Source organism: Actinomadura sediminis (assembly GCF_042675525.1).
Classification (GTDB): domain Bacteria; phylum Actinomycetota; class Actinomycetes; order Streptosporangiales; family Streptosporangiaceae; genus Spirillospora; species Spirillospora sediminis.
The window spans coordinates 1-13,673 of the sequence record NZ_JBHTJA010000047.1 but is presented as its reverse complement, the minus strand read 5'-3'; the positions used below and the strand labels follow the sequence as shown (position 1 = coordinate 13,673).

14 protein-coding genes are annotated in these 13,673 nt (G+C 75.6%); 6 read left to right on the top strand and 8 right to left on the bottom strand.

Translation table 11 applies throughout. The annotated features are described in order from the left end of the window. Positions 1-105 precede the first annotated feature (105 nt). Both ACFQ11_RS21880 and ACFQ11_RS21875 read left to right on the top strand, forming a co-directional pair. Positions 106-1,341 carry a TerD family protein gene (locus tag ACFQ11_RS21880; protein ID WP_378301483.1) on the top strand — a complete coding sequence of 412 codons (1,236 nt, stop codon included), beginning with the start codon at positions 106-108 and terminating at the stop codon, positions 1,339-1,341. 71 nt (positions 1,342-1,412) lie between these two features. After that, on the top strand, positions 1,413-2,075 hold the full coding sequence (locus ACFQ11_RS21875; protein WP_378301481.1) for a nitroreductase family protein: 663 nt from the start codon (positions 1,413-1,415) through the stop codon (positions 2,073-2,075). On the opposite strand, the gene ACFQ11_RS21870 is transcribed toward ACFQ11_RS21875, so the two are convergent. Then, the gene (locus tag ACFQ11_RS21870) at positions 2,059-2,706 is read right to left on the bottom strand and encodes an HhH-GDP family DNA glycosylase (RefSeq protein ID WP_378301479.1); all 648 of its coding nucleotides are present in this window, start codon (positions 2,704-2,706) and stop codon (positions 2,059-2,061) included. The genes ACFQ11_RS21875 and ACFQ11_RS21870 overlap by 17 nt on opposite strands. Before the next feature lie 80 nt (positions 2,707-2,786). Beyond that, the gene (locus ACFQ11_RS21865; protein ID WP_378301550.1) at positions 2,787-3,482 is read right to left on the bottom strand and encodes a ribonuclease HII; all 696 of its coding nucleotides are present in this window, start codon (positions 3,480-3,482) and stop codon (positions 2,787-2,789) included. A gap of 346 nt (positions 3,483-3,828) precedes the next feature. Between ACFQ11_RS21865 and ACFQ11_RS21860 the strand changes: the two genes are divergently transcribed. Then, positions 3,829-6,456: an AAA family ATPase gene (locus ACFQ11_RS21860; RefSeq protein ID WP_378301477.1), complete on the top strand. Its 2,628-nt coding sequence runs from the start codon at positions 3,829-3,831 to the stop codon at positions 6,454-6,456. Between the two features lie 30 nt (positions 6,457-6,486). Then, positions 6,487-7,572: a winged helix DNA-binding domain-containing protein gene (locus ACFQ11_RS21855; RefSeq protein ID WP_378301475.1), complete on the top strand. Its 1,086-nt coding sequence runs from the start codon at positions 6,487-6,489 to the stop codon at positions 7,570-7,572. Positions 7,573-7,622: 50 nt separating this feature from the next. On the opposite strand, the gene ACFQ11_RS21850 is transcribed toward ACFQ11_RS21855, so the two are convergent. Further along, positions 7,623-8,234, bottom strand: a complete 612-nt coding sequence (locus ACFQ11_RS21850) for a TetR/AcrR family transcriptional regulator (protein WP_378301473.1) — start codon at positions 8,232-8,234, stop codon at positions 7,623-7,625. A gap of 83 nt (positions 8,235-8,317) precedes the next feature. Between ACFQ11_RS21850 and ACFQ11_RS21845 the strand changes: the two genes are divergently transcribed. Then, positions 8,318-9,061 (top strand): SDR family NAD(P)-dependent oxidoreductase, encoded by a 744-nt coding sequence (locus ACFQ11_RS21845; protein ID WP_378301470.1) that lies wholly within the window; start codon positions 8,318-8,320, stop codon positions 9,059-9,061. A gap of 51 nt (positions 9,062-9,112) precedes the next feature. Beyond that, on the top strand, positions 9,113-9,808 hold the full coding sequence (locus ACFQ11_RS21840) for a histidine phosphatase family protein (protein WP_378301468.1): 696 nt from the start codon (positions 9,113-9,115) through the stop codon (positions 9,806-9,808). Here ACFQ11_RS21840 and ACFQ11_RS21835 read toward each other — a convergent pair. The 5 genes from ACFQ11_RS21835 to ACFQ11_RS21815 are packed head-to-tail and all read right to left on the bottom strand — an operon-like array spanning position 9,805 to position 13,005. Further along, positions 9,805-10,677: a 5-oxoprolinase subunit C family protein gene (locus ACFQ11_RS21835; protein WP_378301466.1), complete on the bottom strand. Its 873-nt coding sequence runs from the start codon at positions 10,675-10,677 to the stop codon at positions 9,805-9,807. The genes ACFQ11_RS21840 and ACFQ11_RS21835 overlap by 4 nt on opposite strands. Beyond that, positions 10,674-11,276 (bottom strand): 5-oxoprolinase subunit PxpB, encoded by a 603-nt coding sequence (pxpB, locus tag ACFQ11_RS21830; protein ID WP_378301463.1) that lies wholly within the window; start codon positions 11,274-11,276, stop codon positions 10,674-10,676. The genes ACFQ11_RS21835 and pxpB overlap by 4 nt, the downstream gene beginning before the upstream one ends. Further along, positions 11,273-12,025 carry a LamB/YcsF family protein gene (locus tag ACFQ11_RS21825; RefSeq protein ID WP_378301461.1) on the bottom strand — a complete coding sequence of 251 codons (753 nt, stop codon included), beginning with the start codon at positions 12,023-12,025 and terminating at the stop codon, positions 11,273-11,275. Before ACFQ11_RS21825 ends, pxpB begins: the two co-directional genes overlap by 4 nt. 12 nt (positions 12,026-12,037) lie before the next feature. After that, positions 12,038-12,403, bottom strand: a complete 366-nt coding sequence (locus ACFQ11_RS21820; protein ID WP_378301459.1) for a hypothetical protein — start codon at positions 12,401-12,403, stop codon at positions 12,038-12,040. Then, entirely contained in the window at positions 12,400-13,005 is a 606-nt protein-coding gene (locus tag ACFQ11_RS21815) for a hypothetical protein (RefSeq protein ID WP_378301457.1), read from the bottom strand. Before ACFQ11_RS21815 ends, ACFQ11_RS21820 begins: the two co-directional genes overlap by 4 nt. Positions 13,006-13,673 lie beyond the last annotated feature (668 nt).

Genomic DNA, 13,673 nt, shown 5'->3' with positions numbered 1-13,673 from the left:
CCGGCGGAACTACCGTACGCCGCCGAGCGTCGAGGAGTCGGGGCAGGTCGCGGGGCCCTCGCGACCGGCCGTAGGGTTCGAGGCAGCGGCGGAGGAGGATGTGTCATGTCGATGCAGAAGGGTGCCAACACCCCGGTTCAGGCGTCGTCGGTGCGGGTCGAACTCGGGTGGCGGAGCGGGGTGGGGACGCCCGACGCGGACGCGTCGGCGCTCCTGCTGGCGGACACGGGCCGGGTCCGGTCCGACGACGACTTCGTCTTCTACAACCAGCCGGTGCACGGGTCCGGCGCGGTGAAGCACGAGGGCAAGCAGCGCGGCGCGACCGTCCTGGACGTCCTGTCGGTCGACCTCGACCGGGTCGAGGCGGCCGTCGAGCGGATCGTCGTCGCGGCGTCCGCGGACGGCGGCACCTTCGGCGAGATCGACGGGCTCTACGTCCGGCTCGTGGACGCCGCGGGCGGCGCGGAGGTCGCGCGGTTCGACAGTCACGGCGCCACCACGGAGACGGCGTTCGTGCTCGGCGAGCTGTACCGGCGGCAGGGCGCGTGGAAGTTCCGCGCGGTCGGCCAGGGCTACGACTCGGGCCTCGCGGGGCTGGCGACCGACTTCGGCATCTCGGTCGACGACCCCGGTCCGGCGCCCGCCCCCGAACCGGCGGCGCCGCCCGCGCCCGCCGCGCCGCCCGCCCCGGCCCCCGCGCAGGGGCGGGGCGGCACGATCTCCCTCACCAAGAGCGCCCCGTCGGTGTCGCTCACCAAGCACGGCGCGACCTCCGGGCACATGCGCGTGAACCTCAACTGGACGGCGCGCGAGGGCGTCGCGAAGGGGCTGTTCGGCAAGCGCCGCCGCGGCGTCGACCTCGACCTGGACCTGTGCTGCCTGTGGGAGCTGCGGGACGGCCGCAAGGGCATCATCCACGCGCTCGGCGACATGGGCGCCCTCGACCGCCCGCCGTACATCCGGCTCGACAAGGACGACCGGACGGGCGCGGTCGCGACCGGCGAGAACCTGCACATCAACCTGGACCGGACGGCCGACTTCAAGCGCATCCTGGTGTTCGCCGAGATCTACGACGGCGCCGACGACTTCCGCGGCCTGGACGCCATCGCCACCCTCTACCCGGTCGGCTCCGCGCCGATCGAGATGCGGATGGACGACTGCGTGGACCATTCCCGCGACGCGGTCCTGGCGCTCATCGAGAACGTGAACGGCGAATTCGTCGTGCACCGCGAGGGCCGGTTCGTCCAGCCGCCGCCCGGCCGTCCCCGCTGGGGCAAGATGTCGGTCGACCAGGCGTACGGCTGGAACCTGGAGTGGGTCGCCTCGCGCGGCAAGGGGTGACGTCCCGGCGGGCCCGATCTTGGCATTCGTCGCCCGTGCCGCGCCGGTGCGGGCGCGGTAGGAACGAGCGTATGAGCGATCGGCCGCCGTACCCCGTGGTGCCCGCACCCCGTTTCGACGTTCCGGACGGCGAGGCGTCCGGGCGCGTCCGGGCGTTCGCCGACACGATGGCGCTGCGCCGCACCGTCCGGGACTTCTCCTCCCGCCCGATCCCGGACGGCGTGCTCGAGGACGCGATCCGCGCCGCGGCGACCGCGCCGAGCGGGGCGAACGTGCAGCCGTGGCGGTTCGTGGTCGTCACCGACCCGGCCCGCAAGCGGCGGCTGCGGGAGGCCGCCGAGGCGGAGGAACGCGAGTTCTACGAGCGGCGCGCGTCGCGGGAGTGGCTGGACGCGCTCGCGCCGATCGGCACCGACTGGCGCAAGCCGTTCCTGGAGGACGCACCGGCGGTCATCGTCGTGTTCGAAGTGCACAAGGGCCCGCACTCTCCGCGTCCGTACTACGTAAAGGAGTCGGTCGGCATCGCCGTGGGCTTCCTCCTGGCGGGGCTCCACCAGGCGGGTCTCGCGACGCTCACGCACACGCCGAGCCCCATGCGGTTCCTGAACGAGGTGTGCGGGCGCCCGCGGGAGGAGCGCGCGTACGTCGTCGTCCCGGTCGGGTACCCCGCGGACGGGGCGATGGTGCCCGACATCGGCCGCAAGCCGGTGGACGAGGTCATCGTCCGGCTGTGACCGCCTCCTTGAACGAGTCGGCGAGCTTCTTGTCGCGGCCGACGCGGACGAGCGCGGCGGTGAACCGGGCGAGGTCCTTGTCGGCGACCTTGCCGGCGAGGTCGTCCGGATCGGTGGGCAGGCCGAGCCGGTCGGCGCCCTTCTTCACCTGGTCGTCGATGTAGGGGCGCAGCCACGGCCACACGGCCTGCGCCTCGCGGCAGAAGATGTCCGCGCCGGTCGGCCCGATCCCGGGGAACTCCTGGAGCAGTTCACCGGCCCGCCGCCGGTCGCGTTCCGCCTCGATGGCGAGGCGCCGCAGGTCGCCCTTGTACTTGTCCTGGACGATCCCGGCCGTGTCGCCCAGCCGGGACGCGGTGCTCTCGTCGTACCGGACGTAGTGGCCGCGGCCCAGCGCGTCCACGCGTTCCTGCCAGGTCAGCCTGGCCATGCCGCGTGCGGTCCCGCCCCCGGCCGCGAACAGTTCGCGGGCCGCCGACAGCGCGATGCCGGACGAGATGCGGGCGCTGAGCAGGTTGGCGAGGACGAGCAGCTTGAACAGCGCGGAGGGCGTGTCCTTGAGCTCGAACCCCGCCTCTTCGGCGAACGTCTCCCCGGACTCGCGCAGCAGCTTCTTCACGACAGCGTCCATGGGTCCACCTCCCGTTCAACCGGCCTTACCCGGGGTTCGGGAGATGACGCATGCCGCGCGGGAGGGCGGCGCGGGCCGGGTCAGAGGAGGCTGAGCTGCCCTTCCCCGGCGAGCGGGTCGCGATGCTTCTTGAGGTGCCGCCAGCGCGGCAGATCGTCCAGGTACGACCACGAGAGCCGGTGGTGCGGCGTGGGCCCGGACTCCCGCAGCGTCCGCTGGTGGGCGGGGGACGGGTACCCCGCGCTGTCGGCGAACCCGTACCCGGGGTGCTCGCCGTCCAGGTCGGCCATGAGCCGGTCCCGGTGGACCTTCGCCAGGACGGACGCCGCCGCGACCGTCACCGACCGCTGGTCCGCCTTGACCTCGCAGCGGACCCGCCAGGGCGGCCGCAGGAAGTCCTGCCCGCCGTCCAGGATCACGGCGTCGGGCGGGACGGGCAGCGCCTCGAGCGCGCGGACGGCGGCGCGCCGCAGCGCCTCGGTCATCCCGACCTCGTCGATCTCCTCGGGGGCCGACGCGCCGACGGCGTGCCCGGTGAGCCAGCCGGGCAGGACCTCGGCGAACGCCTCGCGGTGGGCGCGGGTGAGCAGCTTGGAGTCGGTCAGCGCGACGGTGCGGCCGCCGCGGCCCGGCAGGACGGGCGGGGCGCTCAGGTCCGTGATCGCCGCGCACACGACGACCGGTCCCGCCCAGGCGCCGCGGCCGACCTCGTCCACCCCGGCGATCCGGACGGGACGCCCGCCGGCGGCGAGCGCCGCGCGCAGTTCGTTCTCGATCTCGTACCCGGCGGCGCGCGGGACGCCCGCCGGTGCGGCCGTCGCGGGATCCGCGCCGGCGGCGGAGTCGTCCAGGCCCGGCAGGGCACCGGTCGGGTCGGTCACGGAAGTCCCCCTGGGTGGTGCGCGGTCGGCGGGCCGCATCGGCGCGGCCCGGCGTCCAGATCCTAGGGCGCGGACCGGCCCGCCCGCGTCCGGGCGCGTCGCGGGCGACGAATGTCCTGGTCCGGGCGGCCGGGCACGCTCCATTCGGTTGCCGGGAGGTGATGCAAGTGTCTTTGTAAGAGACGACGAACCGCGCCAGGGGAGTCCCGTTCCGCGCGCCACTGCGCTTTACTCGCTTTTGATGGATTCGTTCGACAGGTCCCGCTCCCGCCCGGCGTCCGGCGTCGCGGCACGGGATCTTTTCGAGCGCCTGCGCTGGCGCTATTTCCAGGTCCCGCCCGGGGTGCGCTTCCTGGGCGGGCTGCTTCTCGTGGGTCTCGTGCTGTCGGCCATGGTGGTGCTGGACGGCCCGGTGCTGGGCACGGCCGCGTTCGCCGTGATCCTGCTCGTCGTGGTGCACCTGACGTTGCGTTCGCCGACGGGTATGGCGGTCGTCGCGGTGGTGGCTTCCTGGCTCGCGCTGTCGGTCCCCTTGGGACGGCTGTACCCGGACGGCGGCCGCCCGCCCTACCTGGCGTCCGAGTTCCTGCTGGCGTTGCTGGCCGTCCCGGTCGCGGTCGTCGCGTTCCGGCTGCGCGGGTACGCGCCGTGGCGGACGGCGGTGCTCGCGCTGGGCGCGGCGGGCGTGGTCACGGCCGCGGCGGCGCAGCCGCTGCCGGACGCGAGCGCGGCCCCCGCCTGGCTCGCCGCACTGGCCGTCCTCGCCTACCGGTGGGACCAGGCGCGCCGCAGCGTGCCCGCGGACGAGTACGAGACCGGGTGGGTGCAGGAGCAGGCTGGGACGAAGCCCCCGAAAGAGGATGCCCCGCCCGCCGCCGGCTCCGGCGGGCCGCGCCCCGATCGCCCCGACCGGCGGGACCGGCGGGACCGGCGGGACCGGCGGGACCGGCGGGACCGGCGGGACCGGCGGGACGACGACGGGGCGGCCGGCGGGGACGGCCCGGCGCAGCCCGCCGGGGTGCCCGCGGCGACCCGGGCGGCCTACGAGCAGCGCGCGGCGGCCCGCGCCGCCGACCCGGCGGATCCCCCCGAAGCCGACGCGCCGGGCGGGCGCGGCACGGACGACCGTCCGGACATCTCGGTCGAGGAGGCGCTCGCCGAGCTCGAGGCGATGGTGGGGCTGGAGCCGGTCAAGCGGCAGGTCCGCTCGATCGCCGCGTCGATCGAGGCCGCGCACCTGCGCGCCGCCGCCGGGGTGCCCACCGAGAAGCCGATGCGGCACTTCGTGTTCGTCGGCCCGCCCGGAACCGGCAAGACGACCGTCGCCCGCGTCCTCGCGAAGATCTTCTACGCGTTCGGGCTGCTGCCCGAGGCGGCGGTCGTCGAGGCGCACCGCGCCGACCTGGTGGGCGAGTACCTCGGCGCCACCGCGCTCAAGACGAACCGGCTGATCGACTCCGCGCTCGGCGGGCTGCTGTTCATCGACGAGGCGTACGCGCTGGTCAACTCGGGGGAGGGGCAGCCCGACCGGTTCGGCGACGAGGCCGTGCAGACGCTGCTCAAGCGCGCCGAGGACGACCGCGACAACCTGGTGATCATCCTCGCCGGGTACGACGCGCAGATGGCGGAGTTCCTCGACTCCAACCCGGGCCTGGCGTCCCGGTTCGGCACCCGCGTCCGGTTCCCGTCCTACCGGCCGGACGAACTGCTCCGGATCGCCGAGCACCACACGTCCCGGCGCGGAGACCGGCTGGACCCGGACGCCCGCCGCCGGCTCGCCGCCCGGTTCGAGGAGGTCGAGCGGCGCGGCATCGTCGACGACCTCGGCAACGGGCGGTTCGTCCGGTCGCTGATGGAGGCGGCGGCGCGCGCGCGGGACGTCCGCGTGGTCGACGCGGCGTCGTCGTCGGGGGCGGGCGCGGGGCCGAGCGCGGACGACCTGACGACGCTCCTCGCGGAGGACGTCGAGGCCGCGTTCGCCGAGGTCACCGAGCGGTTCCGCGGTTACGCCGAGACGCCCACGCTGGAGGAGGCGCTCGGCTCGCTGGACGCGATGATCGGGCTGGAGCCGGTGAAGCGGCAGGTCCGGGAGATCGCCGCGCAGCTGCAGGTCGCCCGGATGCGGCAGGAGCAGGGACTCGTCACCCGCCCGCCGACCCGGCACTTCGTGTTCACCGGGCCGCCCGGCACGGGCAAGACGACGGTGGCGCGCGTCCTCGGCCGCATCTTCGCCGCCTTCGGGCTGCTCGCCCGTCCCGAGGTGGTCGAGGCGCAGCGCGCCGACCTGGTGGGCGAGCACCTCGGCGCGACCGCCCTCAAGACGAACAAGGTCGTCGACTCGGCGCTCGGCGGCGTGCTGTTCGTGGACGAGGCGTACGCGCTCAGCAACCCGGGCTACTCGGGCGGCGACGCGTTCGGGCAGGAGGCCGTGCAGGTCCTGCTCAAGCGCGCGGAGGACGACCGCGACCGGCTCGTCGTCGTCCTCGCCGGCTACGAGGACGACATGGACCGTTTCCTGTCGTCCAACCCCGGCCTGGCGTCCCGGTTCGACGTCCGCGTCGACTTCCCGTCCTACGGGCCCGACGAGCTGCTGCGCATCGCGCAGCTGATCGCCGAGCAGGGCGGCGACCAGTGGGAGGACCGCGCCCTGGACGACCTGGCGCTCGTCTTCCAGCGGGCCTGCGGCACCGGCCGCATCGACGAGCTCGGCAACGGCCGCTTCGCCCGCTCGCTGTACGAGAAGGCGTGCGCGTGCCGGGCGCTGCGGGCCGCCGAGCTGGGGCCGGCCGCGACCGCCGCCGACCTGACCGTCCTCACCGCCGAGGACGTCCGCGACGCGTTCGCGGAGCTGTCGCACCGGCTCGCCTGAGCTGTCGGCGGCGTGCGGTTGAATCGGGGGATGACCTCGGTGATGTGGGAGCAGGTTCTCGCGTGGCGGATGCGGCGGCAGTTCGTCGACCGCCCGGACGCGGCGTCCGCCGTGGCGGTCGCGCGCCGCCTCGGCGGCGTGCAGGCGCAGGTGGCGTCGTCCGCCGAGCTCGCCGTGGCGGTCCGGCGCGCGGCACCGGAGCCGGGCGAGGCCGCCCGGGCCCTGGGGGAGGAGCGCACGCTCGTCAAGACGTGGGCGATGCGCGGCACCCTGCACCTGCTGCCCGCCGACGAGGCCGCCGCGTACCTGGTGCTGTGCGGCGCCGCCCGGCACTGGGAGAAGCCGAGCTGGCAGCGGGCGTTCGGCGCCACGCCCGCCGACCTGGAGGCGATCGCCGAGTCGGCCGCCCGCGCGCTGGCGGGCGGCGCCGTCCTCACCCGCGACGAGCTGACCCGGACCATCGTTGACGACACCGGTTCCGCGCATCTGGCGGAGGTCCTGGGGTCCGGGTGGGGCACCCTTCTCAAGCCCCTGGCCTGGTGGGGCGTGCTGTGCCACGGGCCCGCGCGGGGCGGCCGCGTCACGTTCGCGTCCCCGGAGGGGCGGCTGCCCTCCTGGAAGGGGCTGCCGCCGATCGACGAGGCCGCGCGCACGGTCGTCCGCGCGTTCCTCGGCGCCCACGGCCCCGCCACGCCCGACATGTTCGACAACTGGCTCATGCGGAAGGCGAACCGGAAGAAGGACGTCAAGGGCTGGTTCGCCGCCCTCGGCGACGAGCTGTGCACCGTCGACGTGGACGGCGTCCCGATGTACCTGCTCGCCGAGCACCGCGACGAACTGCTCGGCACCGGGCCGGCGGCGCCCGTCCGGCTCCTGGGCGCCTTCGACCAGTACGTCCTGGGCGCCGGGACGGGCGCGACGTACCTGATCCCGGCCGAGCACCGGAGCGAGGTGAGCCGCACCGCCGGATGGATCTCCCCGGTCGTCCTGCACGAGGGGCGCGTCGCGGGCGTCTGGCAGCCCGAAGACGGCGACGTGGCCGTCACCACCTGGGAGGACGTCCCCGCTGACCTGCTCGACGCCGAACTCGCGCGGGTGCGGCCCCTGCTGCCCTGACCGGCGGGCCGCCCGGTGAGGCCGCCCGGTGAGGCCGCCAGGCGGGGCCGTCAGGCGTCCGGCGGGGGGTCGGCGGGCCGGCCGCCGGGGAGGGCGCCGAGGGCCGTGTCCACGACGCGCTCCAGGTCCTCGCGTGCCGCGCCGCCCGCCGCCTGCACCGACAGGCCGTACGAGACGGACCAGACGTACCGGGCCAGGGCGGCGGTGTCCGTGCCGGGCGGGAGGTCGCCCTCGACGCGCGCGCGCTCGAACCGTCCGGTGAGCATCTGCTCCGAGAAGCGCCGCCGCGCCTCGGTCTCCCGGCGCGCGGTCTCGTTCTGCCGCCCGGTGACGAGCGCGCCCTGGACGAGCAGGCAGCCGCCGGGGCCGCCGGTGACGACCTCGATCGCGCCGCGCAGGATCGCCTCGGCGACGGCGCGCGCGGAGGGCTCGGCCACGGCGGCGCGGACGTACCCGGCGGGGCCCTCGGTGTACCGGTCGAGCACCTTGCGGAACAGCTCCTCCTTGTTGCCGTACGCGGCGTAGAGGCTCGGCCGGTTGATGCCCATCGCGGCGGTCAGGTCGGACAGGGCGGTGCCCTCGTAGCCCAGGCGCCAGAAGACGTCCATGGCGCGGTCGAGCCGCTCGTCGACGTCGAACTCGCGGGGTCGTCCGGTCGGCATCCGCTCGTTCCCTCCCTGGTTTGTGTATCGATCAGTATAGTAAGGTCGCGTTCAATACCGATCGGTACACAATAGGGGCTCGCATGGAACTCGAAGGCAAGACGGCACTGGTGACGGGCGGGTCGCGGGGCATCGGCGCGGCGATCGCGCGGACCCTCGCGGCGCGCGGCGCGGACGTCGCGGTCGGCTACGTGGCGTCCGCCGACGGCGCGGCGGAGGTCGTGCGCGACGTCGAGGCGGCCGGCCGCCGGGGCGGCGCCTACCGCGCGGACATGGCCGATCCGGCGCAGGTCGCGGACCTGGTCCGGACGGTCGCGGCCGACTTCGGGCGGCTGGACGTGCTGGTCAACAACGCGGGCGTGATCTCCTACGGTCCGGTCGGCGGGGAGGGCGACGACGTCGCGGCGTTCGACCGCATCTACGACGTGAACCTGCGCGGGGTGGTCGCCGCCGTCCGCGCCGCCGCGCCGCTGCTGGCCGACGACGGCCGGATCGTCACGATCGGCTCCAACCTGTCCCACCGCACCGCTTCCCCCGGGGTGGCCGACTACGCCGCGACCAAGGCCGCCGTCATCGGCTACAGCCGGGGCGCGGCCCGCGACCTGGCCCCCCGCGGGATCACCGTGAACGTCGTCCGGACGGGGTCCACCGACACCGACATGAACCCCGCGGACGGCCCGACCGCCGAACACCAGCGGAGCCTCAACGCGCTCGGCCGGTACGGGCGCCCCGAAGAGATCGCGGCGGGCGTCGCGTTCCTCGTCAGCCCCGGGGCGTCGTTCGTCACCGGGACCGTCCTCGACATCGACGGGGGCGCCCTGGCCTGACCCGGCGGGCCGCCCGGCGCGGGCGGCGGGGCGGACGTTAGTGTTCGGACCGTGGACGAGCGGGATGAGCCGGTCGAATACCGGCAGACGCGGTACAAGGCCCCCGACGGTGCGACGGAGGTGCTGCTCATCCGGCACGGCGCGTCCGCCCCGGCCCGCGCCGGCGTCCCCTTCCCGCTGGTGGACGGGCAGGGCGACCCGGAGCTCGCGCCGGAGGGGCGGGAGCAGGCGGAGCAGGTCGGCGAGCGGCTCGGCGGCGAGACCTTCGACGCCCTCTACGTGACGACGCTGCGCCGGACGCACGAGACGGCCGCGCCGCTCGCCCGCCGGCTCGGCATGGAGCCCGCCGTGGAACCGGGGCTGCGCGAGGTGCACCTCGGCGAGTGGGAGGGCGGCGCGTTCCGCCGCAAGGTCGCCGAGAACGACGCGATCGCGCAGCGGATGTTCGCCGAGGAGCGCTGGGACGTCATCCCCGGCGCCGAGCCGTCCGAGGCGTTCGCCGCGCGGGTCGAGGAGGCCCTCACCCGGCTCGCCGCGAAGCACGCGGGCGGGCGCATCGCGGTGTTCACCCACGGCGGCGTGATCGCGCAGGCCCTCGCCGCCGCGACCGGCTCCCGGCCGTTCGCGTTCCTCGCCCCCGACAACGGGTCGATCTCCCGGCTGGTCCGGATCGGCGACCTCGCGCAGGTCCGCGGGTTCAACGACGTCTCGCACCTGGACTGGTCGGCGCCCGCCCCGCTCACCTAGACGCCCGCCCGGGTGCCGGCCTGGGCCGAGAACCGCACCCGCTGTCCCGGGCGCAGCTGCGCGGCGTCCGGGACGGACGCGGCGGCCAGCACCGCGATGACGGGGTAGCCGCCGGTGGTGGGATGGTCGGCCAGGAAGACGATGGGGAGCCCGCTCGGCGGAACCTGCACCGACCCGGTGACCATTCCCTCGCTGCCCAGTTCACCGTGGCGCGACCGTTGCAGCGCCGGGCCGTCCAGGCGGACCCCGACGCGGTTGCTGTCCGGCGACACCCGGTACACGGCGGACGTGAGCGTGCGCAGCGCGTCCGGCGCGAACCAGTCGTCCCGAGGGCCGGGCAAGACCCGCAGTACCGGTGTCTCCGGCATGGACGGCCCGGGCGCCACGTCGACGGTGAGCGGGTCAAGCCCCCTGACGGAACCCAACGGAATTCGGTCTCCGGCCTTCAACGGCGCCGGACCGAGCCCCGACAGCAGGTCCGTGGAACGGCTTCCGAGCACTGCGTCCACCGCGACCCCACCGCGCACGGCCACGTAACTGCGCAGTGCGGAGACGGGCATGCCGAACTCGACGACCGCACCCGGCGGAACATGGCACGGCGCGTTCGTCCCGTACGGGCGGCCCCCGATGCTCACGGGGAGCGTCGCGCCCGTGACCGCGATCCACGCCGCACGGTGGAAGCGAAAAGCCGCCCCGCCCAACGTGAGCTCCACGCCCGCCGCGCCCTCGGGGTTGCCCACGAGCCGGTTCGCGAGCCTGAACGCGCGCCCGTCCGCCGCACCCGACCGGGGAACCCCCAGATGCGCGAGGCCGGGCCTGCCGAGGTCCTGCACGGTCGCCAGCGGCCCCGGCCGGACGACCTCGATCAACGGACGAACCGGACGCGCGTCCCCGGCCGCAGCAGCGACGGCGGATCGCGCTCGACGTCCCACAGCACCGCCGCCGTCCGCCCCAGCAGCCGCCACCCGCCCGGCGACCGCGACGGGTACACCGCCGCGTACCGTCCCGCGATCGCCACCGAGCCCGCCGGGACGGCCGTGCGCGGCGACTCCCGCCGCGGCACGTGCAGCACCGGATCCAGCCCCGTCAGGTACCCGAAACCGGGCGAGAACCCCAGGTAGGCGACCGTGTACCAGGCGTCCGAGTGGCGGCGCGCCACCTCGTCCGCCGAGAGCCCGGTCAGTTCCGCGACCTCCTCGAGATCCGCCCCGTCGTACACGACCGGGATCTCCACCGGCTCCGCGCCCGCCTCCGCGTCCTCCGGCGACGGCAGAGCCGGCAGGGCACCGGCCAGCCGGTCCATGTCCGTGCCCGGCTCGGCGACGACCAGCACCGTCCGCTCACCCGGCACCACGTCGACCACCCCCGCCGGACGGGCGTCCCGCAGCGCCGCGTCCAGCCGGTGCGCGCTCGCCAGATCGTCCGTCTCCACCAGGAGAGCCGCGTCCCCCGCCCGCAGCACCCTCACGCGAACGGCTCCAGCGCGACGCCCGCCTCCGTGAGCGCCGCCCGCACCGCCCGCGCCAGCTCCACCGCGCCCGGCGTGTCGCCGTGCACGCACATCGACCGCGCCCGCAGCTCCACATCCGTCCCGTCCGCCGCCGCGACCCGGCCGTCCACCGCCATCCGGACCGCCCGCCGCACGACCTCCCCGGCGTCGTGCACCACCGCGCCCGCCTCCCGCCGCGGCACCAGCCGCCCCGCCGGCGTGTACGCGCGGTCCGCGAAGCACTCCGCCACCACCGTCAACCCCCCGGCGACCTCGTGCACCACCGACCCCGGCAGCGTCAGCAGCGGCAGCGACGCGTCGAACGCCCGCACCGCGTCCGCCACCGCCCGCGCCTGCGCCTCGTCGCGCGCCACCCGGTTGTACAGCGCCCCGTGCGGCTTCACGTACGCGACCCGCCCGCCCTCCGCGCGCGCGATCCCGTCCAGCGCCGCGAGCTGGTACAGCACCTCCGCCGTCAGCTCCGGCGCCGCCACGTCCATCTCCCGGCGGCCGAACCCGGCCAGGTCCCGGTACGACACCTGCGCGCCGATCGTCACCCCGCGTTCCACCGCCGCCGCGCACACCCGCCGCATGATCAGCGGATCGCCCGCGTGGAACCCGCACGCCACGTTCGCGCTGGTGATCACGTCGAGCAGCGCCAGGTCGTCGCCCAGCTCCCAGATCCCGAACCCCTCACCGAGGTCGGCGTTGATGTCGATGACCGCCATGCCACGACCTTCTCAGACGATCTCCTCGCGGACGTCCTCGACCTCGTGCCGCGACGCCCACGCCTGGTAGACGCCCCGGTCGAACCTCTCCAGCCCGAGCCGCTCCGCCACCGGCGCCCTCCCGCCCGTGTACTCCACCCGCAGCCAGCCGTCCTGCTCGCCCAGCACCACGAACGGCTCCCCGCGCCAGACGCACCGGGTCGTGACGTAGTGCAGGTGATCGACCTCCGCCGCCGGAACCACCCGCAGGTACCGGTCGGGCATGACCCGCCGGAACCCCTCGGCCTCCCGCTCCGCGTACAGCCGCACGAGGTCCCCGTCCGGGCTCGCCTCGAACTCGGCCCCCCGCCACCTCGCGTAGAACCCGTGCCTGATCACGCGCGTCCTCCCGGCAGCTTCACGTGCCACCTGCGCAGATCGGCGTCGAACACGGCCACGAGCCGCTCCGTCCCCTGCGCGTCCAGCCGGTACAGCTCCGCGCCGTGCGGCAGCCGCTGACTGTCGATCTTGAACTCCGGGATCGACGGCCCCTCGCCCGGCGCGTACCCCGACCCCGGGAACGGCGCCTTCTCGATCACCCAGCCGCCCGGGACGATCCCCATGCTCCACTCGTCGATCCCGCCCAGCGGCCGCCGGAACAACCCGGGCTTCACCGCCGCCCAGCGGATCACGAACACCTGCTCGTCCGCCGGGCTGAACGGCGACCCCTCGTACACGAGCCCCAGCGCCCGCACGACCGCCGCCGGAGTGCCGAGCCCCCGCACGTCCTCGAACCGGTGCACGTACCCGGCGACCAGGTCGTACCCGCCCTCCAGGTAATGCCGGACATGGTCGCCCCGCACGACCTTCTGCATCACCACGACCGGCCGCCCCGCCGCGACGTCCTCCCCGCCCGCGTCCGGTACATGCCCGGGCGCCGCGCCGCCGGGCGCGGCGCCCGGGGGCGGTACCGACCGCCCACCGGCCCCGACCACGAGCACGTCACCCGGATCGTCCCCGCGCGCGCTCGCAGACGGCCGCGGGCCGGGAGCAGCGGGCCCGCCGGGAACGCCCGGTTCGGGCGCGGCGGGTTGCGGTGCGCCCGTTGCGTGTACCGGGGCGCCCGGGTACCCGGACGGCGCGTCGCCCGTGGCCGCCTCGTGCCCGCTCGGCCCGCCGACGTTCGGACGCGGGGAGCCGTGCGCGTGCCCGGACTGGAACTTGCCGCCGCTCCCCACGCCGATCGGCCCGGTGCCGCCCGGCGCGGCACCGGGCGCCGCCGGGGCCGGGTGTTCGCCGGGCGGGCCCTCGAGCGGGTTGCGCGGGTCGGCCCGAGGTGTGTTCGGAGTGCTCGCCGGTGGTCGGGGTGTGTCGTGAGCGCGTGCGGGGGCGGTGGGGGGCACGTCCGGGACGCCGCCGGACGGCGCCGGGACCGGAGGTTCGCCGGGTACGCGACCGTGCGCGGCGTGGGGATCGGCCTGGGACGGGCCGGGAACGCTCGCCGGTGGCCGGGGCGTGCCGTGTGCGTGTGCCGGGGCGGCGGGGGGTGCCGCCGGGGCCGGGCGCTCGCCGGGTGGGCCGCCGAGCGGGGCGTGTGGGTCGGCCTGGGACGGGCCGGGAACGCTCGCCGGTGGCCGGGGCGTGCCGTGTGCGTGTGCCGGGGCGGCGG

Coding starts and splice junctions, on each gene's coding strand:
- ACFQ11_RS21880 (WP_378301483.1), top strand. CDS start 106: ATGTCGATGCAGAAGGGTGCCAACACCCCGGTTCAGGCGTCGTCGGTG.
- ACFQ11_RS21875 (WP_378301481.1), top strand. CDS start 1,413: ATGAGCGATCGGCCGCCGTACCCCGTGGTGCCCGCACCCCGTTTCGAC.
- ACFQ11_RS21870 (WP_378301479.1), bottom strand. CDS start 2,706: ATGGACGCTGTCGTGAAGAAGCTGCTGCGCGAGTCCGGGGAGACGTTC.
- ACFQ11_RS21860 (WP_378301477.1), top strand. CDS start 3,829: ATGGATTCGTTCGACAGGTCCCGCTCCCGCCCGGCGTCCGGCGTCGCG.
- ACFQ11_RS21855 (WP_378301475.1), top strand. CDS start 6,487: ATGACCTCGGTGATGTGGGAGCAGGTTCTCGCGTGGCGGATGCGGCGG.
- ACFQ11_RS21850 (WP_378301473.1), bottom strand. CDS start 8,234: ATGCCGACCGGACGACCCCGCGAGTTCGACGTCGACGAGCGGCTCGAC.
- ACFQ11_RS21845 (WP_378301470.1), top strand. CDS start 8,318: ATGGAACTCGAAGGCAAGACGGCACTGGTGACGGGCGGGTCGCGGGGC.
- ACFQ11_RS21825 (WP_378301461.1), bottom strand. CDS start 12,025: ATGGCGGTCATCGACATCAACGCCGACCTCGGTGAGGGGTTCGGGATC.